Genomic DNA, 22843 nt, shown 5'->3' with positions numbered 1-22843 from the left:
TTTTCAAGGCGTGTGCCAGAAATCTTTTTATTTGTCTCATTGACAAATCGTTAACAACTCGTTTGAAATTCATTTACAATTGCCTTGCCGCAACCGCACCTGACTTATGAGGCGTATGGCGTCCTGACAGCCGCGCTGGGTTTCTTTGCCGTTTGCTCGGCGATCTGCTCGCATTAGTCACCTGTCGGTGCGACTGCTTTGCCTTGATGGCGCGGATTTTCAACCCGAGCTTAATTCTTTTTGTCACACTTCGTGCTCTGGTGCGCCTGCCGGCGGGGCCATCTTTTGTCTGGCAACAAAAGAAGCAAAAATGCCTAGCGCCCGTTTGCTCGGCGACCTGCTCGCACTTGCCAGCTAATTTGCCCGAACTCGCCTACGTCTCAGACAGCGGGCAAATTTACGCCGTCTTCGCGCGGCAGGTGCCCGCCTGCGCAAACGATGGCGCGACTAAACGGAATGGGTTTAATATTTTTAGCTCGCTGGCGCAGCGCTAAAAAGGGGATGACGTTTTCACAATTGAATTTTGTGCTGGCTTGGGCACTCGTGTCAAGATTATGCAATAGAGGATGCAGTCCTACGATTGGTGAAATGCGAATGATTGGCCGCTAGAAATTCGCGCATTCGCGGTGTTTGGCGGCAAATGCGCTATTCCTTATTGCTTCCGGGCTCCAGTTTAGACCGCAACAGTTTTTCTTCGAGGGCGAGCAGTTCCAGTTTGAGTTCGAGTGCGAATCGGGTGGTGCCGTCATCGGGTTTGGGTTTTTGCGCCTTGGCGATGAGCTGCTTGTGGTGCGGCGGCGTTAGTTTTTTGTCCTGCCGGTTTTGGTTTTCCAGGTATTGCGCCACTTGTTGCAGCCGCCGTTGGCTGTCCAATTTCTTGTCCAGCGCGGCGAGTTTGCGCTCGGCCAGGCGTTGCTGGTAGGCGTTTTCGTGGAGCAGGCGCTTCAACAAGGTTTGCTCGGCCTCGACATTTTTCGGACTGGGTTTGGCGGTTTTTTGCTGGACGTGGGTGAGGAGCGCGGCGAGGGTTTGGGTGGCGTGGAGGGGGAGGGAACGCTGGCCGGATTCGAACATAGACCAGTGGCTCGCGCTCACGCTCAGGAGCATCGCCATTTGCTGTTGCGTAACACCAAGGAGTCTGGTTATCGAGGAATTATTTTTCATGGCTAACGGGTATGGCTTTTCGGTGTCAAAAACTTGACCATTTTGTGTGGATTTTTTACAACGGAAATATTTTCACACGGATTTTGTGTGAAATTTTTCGCTGGGCAAACTTTTCACACACATCAATTTGAATAAAAAGAAATTCGTCCGAAAAAAAATGTAATTGGTCTGAAACGGCGATAGCATACAAAAAATATTGTTATGTTTGAGCAACCGTACGCCGGGCACAAAAAGAACGGCGGCACCAATTGTAACCCTTATCCATAAAATGGCAAAACAAAAAAAGGTAACCGAGGAAGCCTTAGAAAAACAACTGTGGAAAACTGCCGACAAGCTTCGTAAGAACATCGATGCGGCCGAATACAAACACGTCGTGCTCGGGCTCATTTTCCTCAAATACATTTCCGACTCATTTGAAGAATTATACAACCGGTTAAAAGCCGAAGAGGCCAGCGGTGCCGACCCTGAAGACAAAGACGAATACAAGGCCGAGAATGTTTTTTTCGTACCGCCGTCGGCAAGGTGGCGTTTTTTGCAGTCGCACGCCAAGCAGCCTACCATAGGCGTTACGGTAGATGCAGCCATGGACGCGATTGAAACCGAGAACGCGTCGCTCAAAGGTGTGTTGCCGAAAGTATTTGCGCGCCAGAATCTTGACCCGACCAGCCTGGGCGAACTCATTGACCTGGTGGGCAACATCGCGCTGGGCGATGCCAAAGCCCGGAGCGCCGATGTACTTGGTCACGTATTCGAATATTTCCTCGGAGAATTTGCGCTCGCCGAAGGCAAGAAAGGCGGCCAGTTTTACACGCCTCGGAGTGTCGTCGAGTTGTTGGTGGAAATGCTCGAACCTTACAAAGGCCGCGTATTCGATCCTTGTTGCGGGTCGGGCGGGATGTTTGTGCAATCCGAAAAATTCGTGGCAGACCACCAAGGCCGCGTCAATGACATTTCCATTTACGGGCAGGAAAGCAACCAGACCACCTGGCGTTTGGCCAAGATGAACCTCGCCATCCGCGGGATCGATTCGTCGCAGGTGAAATGGAACAACGAAGGCTCGTTCCTCAATGATGCACACAAAGACCTCAAGGCCGATTACATCATCGCCAATCCGCCGTTCAACGTGAGCGACTGGGGCGGTGAATTGATGCGCAAGGATGCGCGTTGGGCTTACGGCGTTCCGCCCGTTGGCAATGCCAATTTCGGGTGGCTGCAACATTTTATTTACCATTTGGCGCCGAGTGGACAAGCGGGCGTCGTGTTGGCGAAAGGCGCGCTGACGTCCAAGACATCGGGCGAAGGCGACATTCGTAAAGCATTGGTTGAGGCCGGATTGATCGACTGTATCGTTAACCTACCGGCAAAATTATTTTTGAACACCCAGATTCCGGCGGCCTTGTGGTTCATGAGCCGCAACCGCAGCAATGGTAAATTCCGCGACCGTAGCAAGGAAATCCTTTTTATCGATGCGCGCAACCTCGGGCATTTAATTAACCGCCGTACGAAGGAATTGTCACACGATGATGTCATGCGCATTGCCGACACCTACCACAACTGGCGCAACCCGGACGGCGATTATAAAGACATCGCCGGATTTTGCGCCGCCGCGCCGATAGAAAAAGTCGCATCGCTCGATTATGTATTAACGCCTGGCCGTTATGTAGGTTTGCCCGATGAGGAAGACGATTTCAATTTCGTGGAACGCTTTTCGGCCTTAAAAGCGGAGTTGGAAGAACAGTTGAAGGAGGAAGTGGCGCTCAATAAAATCATCAGGGACAACCTGGGTAAAATCAATATGCCATGAGTTACGAAATTCCTTTGCTGCCTTTGGCCGTCGATGTCGAAACCAGGAAGGTACTGCGGCAATTGAATGCCGCCAACCGAAAGCTGGCCGAATTGAAAGGGATTGCCCTTACCATCCCAAATGAGACAATTTTGATCAATACGCTCGTATTGCAGGAAGCAAAGGATAGTTCGGCAGTGGAAAATATTGTTACCACTCATGACGACTTGTATAAAGCTGATGCGCAAATGAAAGAATTTGCCATTTCCGCGTCGACCAAGGAAGTTTTGAGTTATGCCGAGGCAGTGAAATTAGGGTTTCAAATCATCCGGAAAGACAAATTATTGCTCAATAGCTGCATTAAAGAGATCCAGAAAAAGCTTGAACAGAACAGCGCAGGCTTCAGAAGCGTGCCTGGCACCACGCTGAAAAATCAGGTGGGCCAAATTGTTTATACGCCGCCTCAAGAAAAAAACGCGATTGAGCGATACATGGATAACCTGCAAACTTTTATTAACGATGATAGCGTCAGCGATCTAGACCCGCTCATTAAGATGGCCATCATCCACCACCAGTTCGAGAGCATCCATCCTTTTTATGATGGAAACGGGCGCACCGGAAGGATCATCAATATTCTGTACCTGATTTCAAAGAACCTCCTCGATTTGCCTATTTTGTATCTCAGTCGTTATGTCATCAACAATAAAGCTGAGTATTATCAAAGAATTCAGGCGGTCAGGGATGATAACGAGTGGGAGGCCTGGATCCTTTACATGCTTAAAGGCGTCGAGCAAACGGCCGAGCAGACCATCGCGCAGGTAAAAGCCATATCGACGCTGATGATGCAATACAAACACAAAATAAGGCCTTTGCTGGGAAGAAGCTATAGGCATGAATTTCTGAATAATCTGTTTTCGCACCCCTATACTAAAATCGATTTTGTATGCAAGACACTAGGCGTAGGACGCATCACGGCCACCAAATATCTAAACAAACTGGTAGAGCACAAACTGCTGGAAAAGGTAAAGGTAGGCAGGACCAACTATTATATGAACATGCAATTGTGTAACCTGCTGATGAACTCTGTACCGCAGAACAATCATAAGAACGACCAACAGATAGAATCGGTGCATGAATAATATGCATAACAAAACAACCAAACGTATGCAGATGAGCAACAATATGTATACAAAAACGCGAAATCGTATACATATCATTTAAGATAGGCATACGAAAGTAACAAATCGTATGCAGGTGGAAGAAGAAGAAGAAGAAGAAGAAGAAGAAGAAGCGGATGCAGAGCAACTTAAATAGCAATTACAATAATATGACTGAAGTCATCAGGAAGAGAACCATACGCCCTTCTACCCGAAAGGAAACATCGGTTAATTACCGCATCCATTTAGATGGGTTGGCGCACGGCGACATGTTGATTATCAACATCACCCACGAATCAAAGCCGTTTCAAAAATCTTTTCGGTTCAAGGCCAGCGAGGTTTTGAAAAAGAAAAGCCTTGGGTTTAAGGTGGTACAGGATACCGATGTGGTCCAGATTCAATGGATGAGTACGCAACCTTTAAATGGATGAAGATGGGAGAGTGGAAGGATTGTACTTTAGGAGATATAATCACATTGCAAAGGGGACACGATTTGCCAAAAACTCAAATGGCTGATGGTAAAATTCCGGTTGCAGGATCAAATGGAATAATTGGTTACCACAACAAATCAACTACAAAAGGTATTGGTGTAACAATCGGCAGAAGTGGAAATCTCGGTAATTCATTCTTATGGAGAGATGAGTTTTGGGCGCACAACACGACGTTGTATGTTAAAGATTTTAAAGGAAATAATGAGATTTTCGTTTATTATTTTTTAAAAACAATTGATTTTAAATCATTCAATGTCGGTAGTGCTGTGCCAACATTGAATAGAAATCATGTTTATCCATTGGAGGTCTCTTTGCCACCTCTCCCCGAACAAACCGCCATCGCCGCCATCCTTTCTTCCCTAGACGATAAAATAGACTTATTGCACCGGCAAAATGCCACGCTTGAGAAAATGGCGGAAACGTTGTTCAGGAAGTGGTTTGTGGAGGAAGCGAAGGAGGAGTGGGAGGAGAAAGCCCTTTCTGATTTTGTCAATGTCAAGTATGGTAAGGACCATAAGTCACTTGCGGATGGAACCATCCCCGTATATGGTTCCGGAGGCTTGATGCGATACGCTGAAAAGGCGCTCTATGAAAAAGAATCCGTGCTAATTCCTAGAAAGGGAACATTAAATAATATTATGTATCAGAATGACCCATTTTGGACGGTAGACACAATGTTTTATACAGAAATGAAAAAACCTAATGTCGCTAAATTTGTGTATTATTTCTTAAAAGATCAAGATCTTGCATCGATGAATGTTGGCTCTGCTGTTCCGAGCATGACTACCGAAGTTTTGAACAACATGCCTATACTAACTCCTCCTGATTACGTTTTCGAAAAGTTTGAAAATGCAGTTAGCCCTTTGTTTAAGAAAAGTAAATCCGACCAAACCCAAATCCGCACCCTCACCGCCTTACGCGATACGTTGTTACCGAAGTTGATGAGTGGGGAGGTGCGGGTGAAAATGTAAACTTAAGGATTATGAGACCAGAGCGCGTAAAACCTTATAAATTTCATAAACACACAATCATTTATGACGATGGCGATTTTGCCGTTGCTTACGGTATCTGGGAAGGACGGGATGAACGGCTGGCGATGCGCTGGAATGGGTACGGTGATGACATTGGTTATCCGAGCCAGGGAGGAAATCCTTTATGGTTTCAGTTGCCTAATACGGGAATTTGGACGAGTGCAATGTTGGAAGCACTTGCCAAGATTGAAGGTTTTAAGAAAATTGACGAATTTAAGGGTATGATAAAGTAACCCTACAGCTCTTCAGGTTATAAAATAGTATTTTAATAATAATAGTCGTTATATGAACATCCCTACGCGACACTTATCAGTTAGAGTTCCATGGCATGATGCAGGCTGGAAAGGCAAGGTGTGCTGCAACCCAAGAGAAAACGGTTCTTGTATGTTTTTGCCGAGAATCAATGAGAGTAAGAACGCAGAACTAGAGGAACAAAATGCGGAGCGTTGGTTGCATGAGTTGCCACATGATGAACTACCGCCGTGCGTTGGAGAAAAGGTGCATTTTATGTCACCCCACAGTATTTATAAAAAAGTAAATCATCCGTACGCCAAGAACGACAACAATAGCGAATTTTACGGGCATTATAGGGAAACCACCTATCATTATCCCGGTTATAGTTTTTCCGTTATCCCGTATAGTTGGATGCGTAAGAATTCAAGCGACGATACTTCAGAAAAAGCTGCTGCCTTTCAAATTCCGTATGATGTGAATAAAGAACCTGATTTGGGGTTCGCAAATGGATGGGTTCAACAGATTGACAACCAGCAATCGCTTCTTAATACTTTCATCAGACCGATCAAGCCGAACAGTTCGCTGGTTTTTATTTATGCCAAAAACGTCCCGTTTATCGACACGACTTCTCGGATATTGATAGGTGTCGGGCATATATCTGAAATTGGGGGCTTGAAAGAATACGATTACGACGAAGCGCTCCCTAAAAAATTTCGCAGTACGTTATGGGAAAGGCCTGTTCATCATACTATTCGCGACGATTTTAAAAATGGCTTTTTATTACCCTACCAAGAGTTTTTCAAAATCGCCGAGAACGATGATACGATCCATATCCCCGACTACTTAGCCTTCGCCCCAACGTTTGACGAGTTTTCTTATGGGTCAGAATGGGTTTCGAATGATTCGGCTATTGAATCGCTACTCATCCTGCATGAAAAGCTAAAAAAGTTTGAAGCGCTGTTGCCCGATAAGAATTATGAAGAACAATTCAGGTGGATTGACGCCGAATTATCAAGGCTATGGAAAATGCGAGGGCCATTTCCCGGCTTGGGCTCGGTATTGTCGGGTTTAAAGATAGCGGATGGTAGCTTAATAGCCTGGGAACTGGATAAATTGATTCGCGATGCAAATGGAGAAGTGATAAAAAATCCATGGGATTTTGTCGATGCGTTATTTCAAGGCGACACTTCATTTTTGTCAAAAAACATAGCGGTAAATATGAGCGACACTGAAAAGCAAACCTGGAAAATGTTAAGCGGTGAAGAAAAAGATTTTTTACAGCTATTGAGCCGAATGAATGTGGATTTAAAACAGGTTGCAACGGTTATCAATGAACGAAAAAAGGTTCAACTTGAGTTTTTGGAAAATCCTTACTTATTATACGAATCCAGTCGGTTAAATTCCATTAGTTTTCCGGTATCAGTTATTGATAAAGCAGTTTTTGCAGATGGGAAAATATTTGAACGTTTTCCATTGCCGGTGTTAACTAAAATATCTTCGGCGTTGGATCAGAAACGAATTAGGGCATATGGAGTTCAATTATTGGAAGCCGAAGCGTTAAACGGTAACTCGATATTGACGGATTCTCAATTTGTGACAAAATTCGATGAGCTTCCAATTTTGCCAATATGCAATCCGTCATTGAGAAATTTAATGGCTATACAAGAATTTTTGAGCGAAGAAATCATGGAGCACGAACTTGATGCTCAGGAAGAACGCTTTTATTTTAAGCTGACAAGGCTTGAATCTATAAAGAACAAGATTCAGAATTTCGTTAAAAAAAGAGTTAGACGAAATGTTGATCCTAAAATTGAACAGAACTGGCGGCAACTTATTGATGATAAATTTGGTCAGATTAAGTTAAACACTCCGCAATGGTATCAGGAACGAGACGATCGCGCAAGGCAAGAGAAGGCCAATGCCTTAGAAACTTTATCGAACAGTCGCGTATCGGTTTTGATTGGTCCTGCTGGTACGGGGAAAACAACATTGCTTAATCTGTTTTGTGAACAAGATTTTATTGCTAACGGAACAATTTTGCGGCTTGCCCCAACGGGTAAGGCACGGGTAAACATGGGAAAGGATGCCCAAACGCTAGCGACATTCTTGTATTCTTTGGACAGATATGATCCAGAAACTCAAAGCTATTTTTTGAATCCTGACGCTGAGCAAGTACGCTATGATACCGTCATAGTGGACGAGTCCTCAATGCTTACGGAAGAACAACTCGCTGCGTTGCTGGATTGTCTCGCAGGGGTGGACCGATTTATTCTTGTCGGTGATTACCGACAATTGCCGCCAATTGGTGTTGGGCGCCCTTTTGTAGATTGTATCGAATTTTTGAAACAAGAAGGCAAAGGCATTGCCGAATTAAAATTGTTATTCAGGCAATTCGATCAAGATAATTTGCCCGAAGAAGAAATCGAGCGGCTCGATGTCAGGCTTGGCAAATGGTTCAGCGACGACGAAATTAAAAAAGCCGAAGGCGACATATTCAAGGAAATAGCCGCTAACAAAGAGGCTGAATGGGATAATATCAAATTTATTGAATGGCACAATGTAAAGCATCTTGAAGAAATCTTAATTGAAGTTACCAATGCGGAAATTGAAAAGTTACTTGAATCCCTTCCAAATAAAGTACTTCGGGATGTTCAAACTAATTTTGACGCTTCACTCGGGGGAAATTACATTGAAGAATATCGTTGGTCAGGATTTAATATTAACTCGGCAAAAGAAATTGAGAATTGGCAAATTTTGTCGCCGACACGTACGGCTGGATATGGTACGAAAGTTCTGAATCAGAAAATTCAAAAGACTTTCCGAGGCAAAACAAAGGAAAAGGCAATATTTCCGGGGCAATATTATTCAAGATACAATGGACAATTAAGGAATTCGCCACGCAAAATGCCTAAGCCAGTCGGAGATGACGGAATTGTCTTCGGTGATAAAGTGATTAATCTTCGAAACTTGAAGTGGGATAAGCCTTGGAATTACATTTTTAACCCCGATAGGATCGCGGACGAAAATTTACTGAAGTATTTTGCCAATGGTGAAATCGGCTTACATATTGGCGCCTACGGTCAATGGAATTCAGACGAAAAAAAATACAAACGACCAGTATATATCGCTTTCTCATCACAGCCTGACTACGCATATTCATTTCAGGAAAGCGACTTTCAGGAAGATGGTGATGTTCAAATTGAATTAGCGTATTCAATAACGGTACATAAAGCTCAAGGAAGTGGATTTAAAACTGTATTATTTATTTTGCCAAATCCTTGTCCCGTACTTTCAAGAGAACTGTTTTATACGGCTTTGACGCGACAGGAAGATAGAATAGTTGTTCTTCATCAAGGGAGTTTTAATGATTACCGTAAGTTCACGACAGGCGAGTATTCTGAAACTGGTCGAAGGTTGACAGACTTATTTAGCATTCCTGAGTTGAAGATGGTGAATAAAAAGTTCTATGATACCAAATACGTCCAAGTGTCTGAAAAAGGAGAGTTTATGATTTCAAAGTCTGAAGTAATAATTGCGGATAAACTCTATCACAATAAAATTCAATATGTTTATGAAGCCGCAATAACCGATGAGAGAGGAATTACAATCCATCCCGATTTCACTATCGAAGATGCAGATACGGGAATCATTTACTATTGGGAGCATTTAGGAATGCTAACAGATGACGAATATCGCAGCAAATGGAAACGAAAGAAAGAATGGTATCAAAAAAGTGGAATTGTTGAATATACTGAAAATAGCGACGCCGATAAGCAACTCATTATTACTAGAGATAAGCCAGACGGTGGAATTGATTCGTACGAAATAAAACAAATCATCGAAAAACTTTTCAAATGACCCACCTCACCGAATCCCTCATCGAACAACTCGCCATCGAACGGCTTCAGGCGTTGGGCTATACTTATGTGTACGGCCCCGCCATTGCACCCGACAGTGAAACGCCGGAACGGGATAGTTTTGAACAAGTGCTGTTGATTGAGCGGCTTCGCGGTGCGGTGCGTAAAATCAACACCCATTTACCGCCAAATGTTCTAGACGAAGCGATTAAGGATGTCTTGCGGATTGCTTCCCCCGAATTGCTTGTCAACAATGAGGCGTTTCATAAGTTGCTTACGGAAGGCATTCCGGTATCGCAGCAAGTTGGTGAAGACAATCGAGGAGAACAGGTTTGGATGGTCGATTTTAAAAATCCGGAAAACAATGAATTCCTTGTGGTCAACCAATACACCATCATCGAAAACGGACACAACAAACGCCCCGATGTCCTGTTGTTCGTCAACGGCATTCCGTTGGTGGTCATTGAACTGAAAAACGCCGCAGATGAAAAGACGACCTGCCTGTCGGCTTTCCGCCAACTGGAAACGTATAAGGCCATTATTCCGGGACTATTTACCTACAATGCGTTTTCTGTTATTTCGGACGGTTTTGAAGCCAAGGCCGGTTCACTCTCGGCAGGTTTCAGCCGGTTCATGACTTGGAAATCAGCAGACGGAAAGGCGGAGGCATCGCACTTGGTCAGCCAGTTGGAAACATTGATCGCCGGCATGCTGAATAAGCAAACGTTGATAGACTTGATTCGGCATTTCATCGTTTACGAAAAATCGAAAAAGGAAGATGCCGACACGGGCATCACGACCATTTCTACTGTAAAGAAGATAGCGGCATACCATCAGTATTATGCGGTGAACCGTGCCGTAGAGTCCACGTTGCGCGCAACCGGGTTTTCAAATCTGCAACACACCGCGATGGAGTCGCCGGAGAGTTATGGCGTGCCGGGCGTTAGCAGCCAACCCATCGGTGACCGTAAAGGCGGTGTGGTTTGGCACACGCAGGGCAGCGGCAAATCGCTGTCGATGGTTTTTTATACCGGAAAGATTGTATTGGCGCTCGACAACCCTACCATTTTGGTCATCACAGACCGCAACGACCTCGACGACCAATTGTTTGAAACCTTTGCGGCATCGAAACAGCTGTTGCGCCAGTTTCCGGTACAAGCCGATGACCGCAACCATCTCAAGGAGTTGCTGAAAGTGGCGTCGGGCGGCGTCGTATTTACGACCATACAGAAATTCCAGCCAGACGAAGGCAACGTGTATGAGTTGCTGTCAGAACGGAAAAACATTGTCGTGATTGCCGATGAGGCGCACCGGACGCAATACTGCTTCAAGGCCAAGACAATTGATGATAAAGATGAAAGTGGCAACATCGTCGGGAAGAAAATCGTCTACGGGTTCGCCAAGTACATGCGCGATGCCCTGCCCAATGCGACATATTTGGGTTTTACCGGAACGCCGATTGAAAATACCGATGTCAACACACCGGCGGTTTTCGGAAATTACGTGGATGTATACGATATTGCACAGGCGGTAGAAGACGGCGCAACCGTCCGTATTTATTATGAAAGCCGTCTGGCCAAAGTAAACCTGAGCGAAGAAGGGAAGAAACTCGTTGAAGAACTGGATGAGGAGTTGGCGCAGGAAGATTTGACCAGCACCCAAAAGGCCAAAGCCAAGTGGGCGCAACTTGAAGCGCTGGTGGGCAGTGAGAATCGCGTGGCCAACATCGCAAGAGACATCGTAGCACACTTTAGCCAACGTCAGGAGGTGTTCGAAGGTAAAGGAATGATTGTGGCCATGAGCCGCCGCATTGCCGCGGAACTTTACGACGCCATCATTGCCCTGAAGCCCGAATGGCACTCAGATGATATTACCAAAGGCGTAATCAAGGTGGTGATGACCGCAGCATCCTCAGAGGGCGCTAAAATTTCGAAGCACAGTACAACCAAACAACAACGCAGGCTGTTGGCCAATCGGATGAAAAACACCGAAGATGAACTGCAACTGGTCATCGTCCGCGACATGTGGCTTACCGGTTTCGATGCGCCGAGTATGCACACGCTCTATATCGACAAGCCAATGAAAGGCCACAACCTGATGCAAGCCATTGCCCGCGTCAACAGGGTTTACAAAGACAAACCGGGTGGCCTCGTAGTGGACTACCTCGGTATTGCGTCAGACTTGAAAAAGGCACTGTCGTTTTATGCAGATGCGGGCGGAAAAGGCGACCCTACCATTGTGCAGGAACAAGCCGTCGCACTGATGTTGGAAAAACTGGAAGTGGTCTCGAATATGTATCACGGCTTCGAATATGAAACCTATTTTGAATCCGACACGTCCAGAAAGTTATCCTTGATATTGGCGGCCGAAGAACATATTTTGGGTTTGGAGGACGGGAAGAAACGTTACATCAACGAAGTGACCGCACTCTCTCAAGCCTTCGCCATTGCCATTCCTCATGACCAGGCAATGGACGTAAAGGATGAAGTGTCGTTCTTTCAAGCGGTAAAGGCCCGGCTTGCTAAATTCGATGCAACAGGTTCAGGAAGGACAGATGAAGAAATTGAAACGACCATACGTCAGGTCATTGACAAGGCGCTTGTCTCAGAGCAAGTAATTGATGTTTTTGACGCTGCCGGAATCAAAAAGCCGGACATCTCGATTCTTTCGGAAGAGTTTCTGCTGGAACTGAAAGGGATGCAGCACAAGAACGTTGCTCTCGAAGTGCTGAAGAAACTTCTGAACGACGAAATAAAATCGAGATCGAAGATGAACTTGGTAGAGAGCCGCTCGTTTCTCGAAATGCTGGAGAATTCCATAAAAAAATACCATGCTAAAATCCTGACTGCGGCTGAGGTAATTGACGAACTCATCAGCTTGAGCAAAGAAATTGTCGCAACAGATGATAAGGCAAGATCAATGGGGTTGACCGAATTTGAATATGCCTTCTATACTGCTGTAGCAAATAATGACAGTGCACGCGAATTGATGGAAGTTGATAAATTGCGGGAATTGGCAGTTGTCCTTACCGAAACCATTAGGAACAATGCATCCATTGATTGGACCATCAAGGAGAGTGTAAAGGCGAAACTGAAAGTAGCCGTAAAAAGAATCTTAAGACAATTTGGTTATCCGCCGGATATGCAGCTGTTAGCTACCGAAACAGTTTTGAAACAGGCAGAAATGATTGCTAATGAACTTACAAGTTAATTGAATTGCATATCTCACTCGGTACACAATCACCGATACTAACAAGTATTTCAAATTCAGCCTAACTTCCTAATAAAAAGTCGCCCCAACTTTAGACCTCCTACTGAAAGTAACCCTTGGCAGACCGCTGACAAACTACTAGAAAGCGCGCCATCACCACACGTTGCGGCAGATGTTCAGTACCGTTTTCGGCGCCTTCGCTGTAATAACCCTATAACATCTCCGGGAAGTCTTGTAAAATTAGGCGTTGTGGCAAGGTTTAATTTTGTTCCAATAAACTTAAACCTTACTCACCATGAAAAATTGGAAACTTCTAACGTGTGTAGTGGCGGCTGGCCTGGCGTTCTATTCTTGCGACAGCAATGACGACGAAAACACAGAAAACCTTACCGACGACCTGACCGGAACTTGGGAACTCTCCCGGATGGCGGTGCCCACCGCACAGGATTTCGACAATGACGGCGACAGCAACACAGACCTGACCACCGAAGGCAGCTGCTACAATTCGTCATGGATCAGCTTCCGTGAAGACGGTACCTATGAGCAGCACATGAGCATGACCACAGCGGCCGACGGCGGCACCAGCCTGGATTGCGACATGATGGTGTCTTCGGGCACGTATACGCAAAGCGGCAACACCGTGACCACGACCCGCACCTCGGGCGAAGGCAGCCTGAACATGACCTTCAACTTTGACGCCGACGACCATACGCTGACGGCCACCGAAGAAGACGGTTCTTACACCGGATGGAACAACGCGACGTCTCTATTCACCGCTTTGACGGGGAACTTGCAGCTGACGTTCACCAAGTACACCGAAAATGAAGACGACAACGGCAATGGTCAGGACGACGACGACAACATCGATATGACTTCGATGAATGAAGTGGTCGGCAATTTTGGGTTGAATTCGTTTATGGTAGGCAATGCGCAAGACCTTGACAATGACGGCGACAGCTCGATGAATCTCATGACCGAGTCTAATTGTTACGCGGATTCAAACATTACCTTCAACGCCGACGGCACCTATGAGCGCGAGTGGTCGCAGAGCATCTTGAGTAATCTGGGCACGTCGCTTACCTGCAGCACCACGACCGAAACCGGTACCTGGACACGCCAGGGAGACCGCATCATCACCCGCCACCTTTCGGGCGACGCGATGGTGGCTACCGAGTTGCTTCTCGATGCCGAGAGCAACACCATGCAGTCTGAGGGCGACCAGCAATATCCGATCTATAATTCGGTGACCTCACTGTTCGCTATGGTTACCGGGAATGTGAACATGGAATACAGCAAGGAGTAATTCCCAAAAATCCTCCGGAAAAAGGACTGTCTCCAAAAGGGGCAGTCCTTTCTTTTTGTCCATCTGTGGCCAGCAACTGACCTCCCGGTCGGTAAAGTGTCGGATGGAGTTTAGGACGACGGACGCCTAGAAAAAAACGGGCACTTTTCGAAGGCAAATAAAGGGCATAATGGCGGCTAAAATCGGGCGATATAACCCAAGGCGGCCGTAAAACTACGGGTGAGTCCGTCCGGCCGCGCATCCCTGACAACAAATGGCGTAGCCAACGAAAGGATGATACTGCCCGAGGTCAAGTTTTTTTCCACGATCAGATTGCCGTTGATAGTCAGTCCCCGCGAGCCGTCTATGGGCCGGCGTTGTCCGTTAACGTCTTCATAGGTGTCGTCGCCCAAATGGTAAATCGCGAGGAGGTTTGGCTTGAATGTCACCCCACGGACGACGCGGTCAAGAGTGTAAGTCGCGCGAAGCAGTCCATCCGGTCTGCGCTTGAACCCATTGGTAGTCGGGAAATCATCGGTGCCCGAATATTCCGCAAAATACGAATTGGCGTTGATGTCGATCACCGGAATCTGGACCGCACCGCTGAAATCCCAGCTCCGGAAGCCCACGTTGACCGACGCCAGCAAGTCAAACGTGCCCAAGCTGCTTTGGTAGTCCAGCGGCAACGGATGGTTGTTGATCTTAAGGTTGGCCCGGTTGAACGGGATTTTGGCCCCGCCGCTGTATGACCACCGCAGCGGTTTGGTGCTGGCAGGAGCGTAGGAAGCCGTCAGGAAGGCGTCGCCTATGGAGGCACGCTCGCCGAATTGCCCGGTGGCCAGTGATGAGGTGATTTTTACGGATCCTTGCCATCCGCCGCGAAAGCCCCGCGTGTAGGATATGAAAGGCGAAAAGTATTTGGTGTCGGCGTCTCCGGCCCCGGCAACCGCCGTAATTTCTAAGGTGTTTTTCTTGACTACGATGGTGTCGTGCGGCGCGGAGAAACTACAGATGCCCGCATCGCTGCAGCCTTGAGCCCAAACACCCGAAGCACCGATGCAAAATAGGATGGTGAAAATGGTTCTCATACGTTTTATTCTTCAGGATTTAAATGTGCCACCGCGTACAGGTGATTGTACTGCTGGCAATGGATCAATACGTGGTTGTATAGACTGAAGTCGACGCCAGGCGGTACCGCGTAATTTTGCGTCATGCCGTTGCCCAAGGCGCCTAAGTTGATGAAAGTATCGGGGCTGGCCGACGTTGACAGATATACCTTAAGGTCAGGGCCGGCCGAAATCAGGAAGTATTCAAAAGACAGCTTGATGTCATCGCCATCTCTGATAATGGCCGCCGTGCCTGAGGCTTCGATCCCGGGCGTTCCGGAGAACGTTCCCGAATAAAGCCGTTCCGCCCCGGCACCAATGGGCAGGGATCCGATTTCGCGCCTTGTCAGGTCGCCTTCGGCTTCACAAGATAACATCAGGATAGCCGCCACCGCAAATAGCAAATGTTTCATGGTTGTTTTTTTGTTCAAAAATACCCGACGGGGTTTCGCACAATTGTCGGCTATCTGACATACGGGGTGAAAAATGGATCAATCGCAGTAAGGACGGATGGTCCATTAACAAATCTTACGGCAAAACCGTAACCGCCTTCCAATTGGCTACGATACCTTGCCGCAAAAAACACATGCCCAAAGACCTCCAAACCCTGAAACTCGCCAGAAAGTCGCGGACGTATTTCTTTGACATTGCCCGAAGCAGCAACGGGTTGTATCTCCGGATGTCCTGTAGCGAGAAAACCCGCACGGGCTTTGACCACCAGCGCATTTTCGTATTTGAGGAAGACTTGGCCGCGTTTATGACCGGGATCAAAAAGTCCGCAATGGAGTTGGAAAAGCTTAAATGCAAGTAGGATGGCAGCGCACGCGAGGGTGCATTGCGCTAGGTGTAAAAACGAATGCTCAAAACAATCGGCTAGGAAGCAACTCATGGTTTAGACGCTGTTTCGGCGGGTGGGCGCGGCATTCTTTTTCATCGCATGGATTTTCAAGCCAAAGCCGCCTACGACGCGCATGATGAGCGTAGCGAAAGCAAAAATGTAAAGCAAACCACGAAGACGAGTGCGTAGCGCGAGCGGCTGTGGTTGCGGATCGGCGGCTTGGCGTCGAAAATCAAGCGGAGAAAAAGGCCGCTAGCTGTTTTTGTTTCTTTTGTCAGCAGACAAAAGAAAGCCCGCGGCAGCGAAACACGCCGCTTAGCAGCATGTCAAATAGGACCCGTTGCTTATTTCAGCCAACGAAAACGTTGGATACAGCGCCATTTGCGCCATCTCCATCGTTTTCGTAAATTGCACCACTTTTACAAATACCATGGAACAAGCAACACCGTATACTCCAATCAACAAAGTCCGAATTGTCACCGCAGCCTCGCTTTTCGACGGGCACGACGCGGCCATCAACATCATGCGCCGCATCATCCAGGCCACGGGTGTCGAGGTCATCCATCTGGGGCACGACCGCAGCGTCGAGGAAGTCGTCAACACGGCCATTCAGGAAGACGCCAATGCCATTGCGATGACGTCGTACCAAGGCGGACACAACGAGTATTTCAAATACATGTACGACCTGCTCAAGGAAAAAGGCGCCGGCCACATCAAGATTTTCGGCGGCGGCGGCGGGGTAATTTTGCCCTCGGAAATCGAGGAGCTGCACGCCTACGGCATCGAACGGATTTATTCGCCCGATGATGGACGCGCCATGGGGTTGCAAGGCATGATCAATGATTTGGTGAAAAGGGCAGATTTTGCGGTGGGCGACAAACTCAATGGCGAGATCAACCACTTGGACGAAAAGAACCCGACGGCCATTGCGCGCATCATCTCCTCGGCCGAGAATTTCCCGGACGTGGCCCGCGAAACGCTTGATACCATCATCAATAAGAATAAACACTCGAACACGCCGGTACTGGGCATCACCGGAACGGGCGGCGCCGGAAAATCGTCTTTGGTGGACGAACTCGTGCGCCGTTTCCTGATTGATTTCCCTGACAAGACCGTGGGACTCATTTCGGTAGATCCGTCGAAACGCAAAACCGGTGGCGCGCTTCTCGGTGACCGAATCCGGATGAACGCCATCAACAATCCGCGTGTTTACATGCGTTCGCTCGCTACGAGGCAGTCCAATCTCGCGCTGTCCAAATATGTCGCCGATGCCATCCAAGTTATCAAGGCGGCCAACTATGATTTGATCATTTTGGAAACGTCGGGCATCGGGCAATCCGATACCGAAATCATGGACCATTCAGACGTGTCGCTTTATGTCATGACGCCCGAATTCGGGGCCGCCACGCAATTGGAAAAGATCGACATGCTCGATTTCGCCGATTTGGTCGCCATCAATAAGTTCGACAAACGCGGCGCACTCGACGCCCTGCGCGACGTGAAAAAACAATACCAGCGCAACCACCAATTGTGGGATGCCGACCTCGATGTCTTGCCTGTTTTCGGGACGATTGCCTCGCAGTTCAACGACCCGGGCATGAACAACCTGTACAAGGCCATCATGGACAAGATCCACGAAAAGACCAATTCAGGATTGGCGTCAGACTTCCACATCTCGAAGGAAATGAGCGAGAAGGTCTTCGTGATTCCGCCGCACCGTACCAGGTATCTGAGCGAAATCGCCGAGAACAACCGCAAGTACGATGAAACCGCTTCGGCACAGCAAAAAGTCGCGCAGAAGCTTTTCGGGATTTACAAAACCATCGAAAGCGTGGCCGGTAAAGCGCCTGCCATCAGCAAGTCCGGCATCGAAATCCCGGCGGCCGGTGAAGAAAACAAAGTGTTCCTGAATTTGCTCTCGCAGCAATTCGACAAGGTAAAAATGGACCTCGACCCGTACAATTGGGAAATCATCGCCACTTGGGACGACAAGGTCAACAAGTATAAGAATCCGGTGTATGCCTTCAAGGTGCGCGACAAGGAAATCAAGATTGCCACGCATACCGAATCGCTTTCACACACCCAAATCCCGAAAGTAGCATTGCCGAAATACGAAGCGTGGGGCGACATCCTGAAATGGTGTCTGCAGGAAAACGTGCCGGGCGAATTCCCGTTCGCATCGGGGTTGTATCCGTTCAAGCGCGAAGGCGAAGACCCGAGCCGTATGTTTGCGGGCGAGGGCGGGCCGGAACGCACCAACAAGCGTTTCCACTATGTGAGCCAAGGCATGCCGGCCAAGCGTTTGTCCACGGCCTTTGACTCGGTGACGTTGTACGGGAACGATCCGCACGTACGCCCTGACATTTATGGCAAGATCGGGAACGCGGGTGTGTCGATCTGTTGTCTGGACGACGCCAAGAAATTGTATTCAGGTTTCGACCTGGTGCATCCGCTCACGTCGGTGTCGATGACCATCAACGGCCCGGCGCCGATGCTGCTCGGTTTCTTCATGAACGCGGCCATTGACCAGAACTGCGAAAAATACATCAAGGAAAACGGCCTCGAAAATGAGGTCGAGAAGGTGCTCAAGGCCAAATACGACGACAAAGGCATCGCGCGTCCGAAATACCAGGGCGAACTCCCGGAAGGCAACAATGGCCTCGGTCTCATGCTTTTGGGCGTGACCGGCGATGAGGTGTTGCCTGCCGATGTGTACAACGACATCAAAGTAAAGACGTTGGCGCAGGTGCGCGGAACCGTACAGGCCGACATCCTCAAGGAAGACCAGGCGCAGAACACGTGCATCTTCTCGACGGAATTTGCCTTGCGACTGATGGGCGACGTGCAAGAGTATTTCATCCGCAACAACGTGCGCAACTTCTATTCGGTCTCGATTTCGGGTTATCACATTGCCGAAGCGGGCGCCAACCCGATCACGCAATTGGCCTTTACGCTGGCCAATGGTTTCACGTACGTTGAATATTATTTGAGCCGCGGCATGAACATCAACGAGTTCGGGCCGAACCTGTCGTTCTTCTTCTCGAACGGCATCGATCCTGAATATGCCGTGATTGGCCGTGTGGCGCGCAAGATTTGGGCGAAGGCCTTGAAGAACAAATACGGTGCGAACGAGCGCGCGCAAATGCTGAAATACCACATCCAGACGTCGGGCCGTTCGCTGCATGCGCAGGAAATTGATTTCAACGACATCCGCACGACGTTGCAGGCATTGTACGCGATTTACGACAACTGCAACTCGCTGCACACCAATGCCTACGACGAGGCCATCACGACGCCGACGGAGGAATCGGTGCGCCGGGCGATGGCGATCCAACTGATCATCAACAAGGAGTTGGGCTTGGCGAAAAACGAAAACCCGATACAAGGTTCGTTCATCATCGAGGAATTGACCGATTTGGTGGAAGAAGCCGTCCTGGCCGAATTTGACCGCATCACCGAACGCGGCGGCGTACTGGGCGCGATGGAAACCATGTACCAGCGCTCGAAGATCCAGGAAGAATCGTTGTATTACGAAACGCTCAAGCATACGGGCGAATTCCCGATCATCGGCGTGAATACGTTCCTGAGCTCGAAAGGCTCGCCAACGGTCATCCCGGCGGAAGTCATCCGGGCAACCGAGGAAGAGAAACAATACCAGATTGCCATGCTCGACAACTTGCACAACGCCAACAAAGGCAAGGAAGACGACGAGCTCGCGGCCATCCAGGAAGCGGCGATCCAGAACAAGAACATTTTCGATGAACTCATGGAAGCGACCAAAGTGTGTTCGCTGGGCCAAATTACTTCGGCGTTGTTCGAGGTGGGCGGACAGTACCGCAGGAATATGTAACATCCGGCGGCCGCGTGAGCGATGGGAGCAAAGTACCGCGTACTGCGGACAGCGCGACGGCGCGGAGTTTCACGGAGCGGCGGCACGCCCAAAAAAATTGGAATGTTGGAATAAAAGCCTTTTATTTGGCGAAATAAATCTTTGTTATGGATTCAGTGGCCGTTGCCCAAATGGTGATTATTTTAGTGATTGTGGTGGTGAAGTTCGGTGTCATCATCGGCACGGTGTTGTACGTAAAGCACCGCAACGAGCGCAAGAAGCAGGAGTTCCTGGACATGGAAGCGCGCCGACGCATGACGCAGACGGTGCCCGTGAAAGAGGAAGAATAACGGAATTCCACCTGAAAATACATTTATTGGCCGCTTTAGCGGCTTTTTTTATGTCGGTTAGCGGCAAATAAATCCGATGTGCGGCAGTGGTCGTGTATTTTGTCCGGAAAGTGTCCTGTTTGTCGGAAAAGTTTCCCCAAGCCAAACCCCGAAAGTAACTTTATGTATACCGTTTCCGGTCTATTTGATTGGAAATGAGGTTTTAAACCCGGTTTTTGGCGGGCTATTTTATCAACTAAACTTCCATGCTTATGAAGAAAATTACATTTCTCCCAGCACTTCTATGTTCCATTTTTTCGGTCGCGCAAGTGACGTATACCTCGGCCGATTTCGCGGTGGCCGATGAGCAGTTCACCGTGAGTACGGCCAATGCGTCGCTGGCGAATTTTGCCGCTACGGGCGCCAATTACAATTGGAATTTTTCGAACCTTACCGCCGCGTCGCAGGAATCGACCGGCTGGAACAACCCGAACAACGCCGGGTACAAGTTGTCCTGGTGCCTGTCTCATTTTTATTTGTTCAACTGCAATTCGCAATTCAACAATAATTTTAAATTGGCCTCGCCGGTGATGGACGACATCAACATCGGCGAATACACCATCAGCAACATCGTGGAGCACACCAACGTGAACGCTTCGGGTGTGGCCAACAAGATGCGCGGCATGACCGTCGAAATTTCGGGCATCCCGATCCCGCTGACCGTCGACTATGACGATCCGGACGAGCTCTACAATTTCCCGATGAACTATGGCGACAGCTATACCAACACCGGACATTTTGAGATCGACATGGCCAACATGGGAACTGATTTCAGCTATTCGCTATCGACCTCGCGCACCAATACCGTGCAAGGCTGGGGTTCGCTCACCACACCGATGGGCGTTTTTCCCGATGTCCTGAAAGTGAAATGCGTGACGCAACGTACCGACGAAATCACGATATCGGGCGTGACGATTCCAGTGCCTACCACAACGGTTTCCTACCAATGGTTTTCGAAGGACTACGGCATACCGGTGTTGCAGGCCGACGGATTCGAGATGTTCAATTTGTTCATCCCGATCACCGTGAAATACCTCGATGAGCAACAGTGCCTTACGGCCGATGCCGCGTTTGCGTATTTGCCGACTGCAGATTACAATCCCGAAACCCAATCGGCGAGTGTGACCTTCAACAACCTGAGCGTGAATTACGATTCGGTGCTTTGGGATTTCGGTGACGGAAACACCTCGACCGAGAACGCGCCCGCACATGAATTCAACTGCCCGGGGACGCACAACGTGACCTTGACCGTAACCAACAACGTGTGCGCGCCAAGCACGACCGATACGTTTACGCTTCCGGTAATCGTGACCGATTCGCAAAACGCCCTGACTGCCGAAGTGTCCTCTGACGGCACGACACTTATGGCCGTACGTGATGTCGCCGGAACGACTTACCAGTGGGTAGATTGCGACAATGGCAACGCGGCCATAGCAGGCGAAACGGGCCAAATCTTCAGCCCTTCGGTGAGCGGGAATTATGCCTGCATCATGGATACCAATGGTTGCACTGCGACGTCGGAGTGTATCAATGTGCAGTTGTTGGGCAATCCGCGGAACGTCATGGAGGCAATTCAAATCTATCCGAACCCGACCAGCGGCCAACTGCACCTGGACAACAACAGCCTGAACATCCAGCAGATCACGATATACAATGTGTTGGGCGCAAAAGTTGCCGACAAGTTGGATTTGTCTGGCCATGCGTCCGGAATCTATATCGTGAAGGTGACCGCCGACGAAGGCACGCTCGTGCGCAAAATCATCAAGGAATAAAATCAATGCTGTTCTTGAAAAAGCCTTTCCCCGGAGAGGCTTTTTTTATAGGCTTTTCAGCGGTAGGTAGCCGATGTGCAGCGCATCGGGCGCGGTTTCTCCGGTGGTGATCTTCAGGGCGTACTGTGCTTTGGTGAACAGGTCAAAGATGTCGGTCACCTCGAAAGCATCGTCCACGTCTATGCCATATTTGTTGTCGATGTGCGATACCGCGCCGTCAAAACCGAACTCCTTGTAAAATGCCGTCCCTTTGGCTTGCTTTATGGCGTCGGCCATCGACCTGGCCACGACCAATTCCTTGTAATGGTATTCCTCGAATTCGCCGGGTTTGTAACCGCCGAGGTTCAGGAAGAACAACTTTTCAGGTTGCGTATTTTCGGCCCGCGGAACGACCTCGATGCGGAATTCGCCCACGCAAGTCACTTCGCGCCAGACATCGATGTGCAGGTTTACGTCCGGCCAGAACTTTTTCATCTGCGGAACAAGGTCGTTTATGGTTTTCCCGATGCCGAAGAAGATGTCGTGTTGTTCGGTAAGACGGCCTGCGGGTTTGCCGCCGAGCAAGACCATATGTAATTTAAGCGGTGCGTCCATGGTCATAAAGGTATTTAATTGTTTCCCAAAATCGGGGTGCAAATTTTTGGTTTGGTTTTTGAAAGCCGTAATTTAGACGCGCGGCCGGTCGGCCAAGCATAAACCT

At 48.5% G+C, this 22843-nt stretch carries 17 protein-coding genes; 13 read left to right on the top strand and 4 right to left on the bottom strand.

All coding sequences use genetic code 11. The features are described 5' to 3' along the window. Positions 1-152 precede the first annotated feature (152 nt). Complete coding sequence (locus tag ACM9J1_RS13385; RefSeq protein ID WP_415582578.1) at positions 153-494, top strand: hypothetical protein; 342 nt, start codon at positions 153-155, stop codon at positions 492-494. Between the two features lie 151 nt (positions 495-645). On the opposite strand, the gene ACM9J1_RS13380 is transcribed toward ACM9J1_RS13385, so the two are convergent. Further along, complete coding sequence (locus tag ACM9J1_RS13380; protein ID WP_415582577.1) at positions 646-1164, bottom strand: hypothetical protein; 519 nt, start codon at positions 1162-1164, stop codon at positions 646-648. 268 nt (positions 1165-1432) lie between these two features. Between ACM9J1_RS13380 and ACM9J1_RS13375 the strand changes: the two genes are divergently transcribed. The 8 genes from ACM9J1_RS13375 to ACM9J1_RS13340 all read left to right on the top strand — a co-directional run bounded on the left by ACM9J1_RS13375 (position 1433) and on the right by ACM9J1_RS13340 (position 14230). After that, a complete protein-coding gene (locus tag ACM9J1_RS13375) occupies positions 1433-2968 on the top strand; it encodes a type I restriction-modification system subunit M (RefSeq protein WP_415582576.1) in 1536 nt (511 codons plus the stop codon). Continuing rightward, positions 2965-4086: a Fic family protein gene (locus tag ACM9J1_RS13370; protein ID WP_415582575.1), complete on the top strand. Its 1122-nt coding sequence runs from the start codon at positions 2965-2967 to the stop codon at positions 4084-4086. Before ACM9J1_RS13375 ends, ACM9J1_RS13370 begins: the two co-directional genes overlap by 4 nt. Positions 4087-4274: 188 nt before the next feature. Then, a complete protein-coding gene (locus ACM9J1_RS13365; RefSeq protein WP_415582574.1) occupies positions 4275-4535 on the top strand; it encodes a hypothetical protein in 261 nt (86 codons plus the stop codon). A 2-nt stretch (positions 4536-4537) separates the two neighbouring features. Further along, a complete protein-coding gene (locus ACM9J1_RS13360; RefSeq protein WP_415582573.1) occupies positions 4538-5566 on the top strand; it encodes a restriction endonuclease subunit S in 1029 nt (342 codons plus the stop codon). A gap of 11 nt (positions 5567-5577) precedes the next feature. Beyond that, a complete protein-coding gene (locus ACM9J1_RS13355; RefSeq protein ID WP_415582572.1) occupies positions 5578-5859 on the top strand; it encodes a hypothetical protein in 282 nt (93 codons plus the stop codon). 52 nt (positions 5860-5911) lie between these two features. Continuing rightward, positions 5912-9718 carry an AAA family ATPase gene (locus ACM9J1_RS13350; RefSeq protein WP_415582571.1) on the top strand — a complete coding sequence of 1269 codons (3807 nt, stop codon included), beginning with the start codon at positions 5912-5914 and terminating at the stop codon, positions 9716-9718. Beyond that, complete coding sequence (locus ACM9J1_RS13345) at positions 9715-12927, top strand: type I restriction endonuclease subunit R (protein ID WP_415582570.1); 3213 nt, start codon at positions 9715-9717, stop codon at positions 12925-12927. The genes ACM9J1_RS13350 and ACM9J1_RS13345 overlap by 4 nt, the downstream gene beginning before the upstream one ends. Positions 12928-13222: 295 nt before the next feature. Further along, complete coding sequence (locus tag ACM9J1_RS13340) at positions 13223-14230, top strand: hypothetical protein (protein ID WP_415582569.1); 1008 nt, start codon at positions 13223-13225, stop codon at positions 14228-14230. A gap of 176 nt (positions 14231-14406) precedes the next feature. Here ACM9J1_RS13340 and ACM9J1_RS13335 read toward each other — a convergent pair whose 3' ends face one another. After that, entirely contained in the window at positions 14407-15297 is an 891-nt protein-coding gene (locus ACM9J1_RS13335) for a hypothetical protein (RefSeq protein ID WP_415582568.1), read from the bottom strand. A gap of 5 nt (positions 15298-15302) precedes the next feature. Beyond that, the gene (locus tag ACM9J1_RS13330) at positions 15303-15728 is read right to left on the bottom strand and encodes a DM13 domain-containing protein (protein ID WP_415582567.1); all 426 of its coding nucleotides are present in this window, start codon (positions 15726-15728) and stop codon (positions 15303-15305) included. 173 nt (positions 15729-15901) lie between these two features. Between ACM9J1_RS13330 and ACM9J1_RS13325 the strand changes: the two genes are divergently transcribed. From ACM9J1_RS13325 to ACM9J1_RS13310, 4 genes are all read left to right on the top strand, one after another. Next, on the top strand, positions 15902-16126 hold the full coding sequence (locus ACM9J1_RS13325; RefSeq protein ID WP_415582566.1) for a DUF3276 family protein: 225 nt from the start codon (positions 15902-15904) through the stop codon (positions 16124-16126). A 457-nt stretch (positions 16127-16583) separates the two neighbouring features. Continuing rightward, a complete protein-coding gene (locus ACM9J1_RS13320; RefSeq protein ID WP_415582565.1) occupies positions 16584-20003 on the top strand; it encodes a methylmalonyl-CoA mutase family protein in 3420 nt (1139 codons plus the stop codon). Between the two features lie 146 nt (positions 20004-20149). Beyond that, positions 20150-20332, top strand: a complete 183-nt coding sequence (locus tag ACM9J1_RS13315) for a hypothetical protein (protein WP_415582564.1) — start codon at positions 20150-20152, stop codon at positions 20330-20332. A gap of 251 nt (positions 20333-20583) precedes the next feature. Next, the gene (locus ACM9J1_RS13310) at positions 20584-22143 is read left to right on the top strand and encodes a T9SS type A sorting domain-containing protein (protein WP_415582563.1); all 1560 of its coding nucleotides are present in this window, start codon (positions 20584-20586) and stop codon (positions 22141-22143) included. A gap of 45 nt (positions 22144-22188) precedes the next feature. On the opposite strand, the gene ACM9J1_RS13305 is transcribed toward ACM9J1_RS13310, so the two are convergent. Beyond that, positions 22189-22737, bottom strand: coding sequence for a DUF1543 domain-containing protein (locus ACM9J1_RS13305; protein WP_415582562.1), 549 nt, complete (start codon positions 22735-22737; stop codon positions 22189-22191). Positions 22738-22843: the final 106 nt, after the last annotated feature.

It is taken from the genome of Flavobacterium longum (assembly GCF_965137575.1).
Taxonomy (GTDB): domain Bacteria; phylum Bacteroidota; class Bacteroidia; order Flavobacteriales; family Flavobacteriaceae; genus Flavobacterium; species Flavobacterium longum.
Note: the sequence above shows the minus strand (reverse complement) of the source record. Positions and strands in the feature narration are given on the sequence as shown.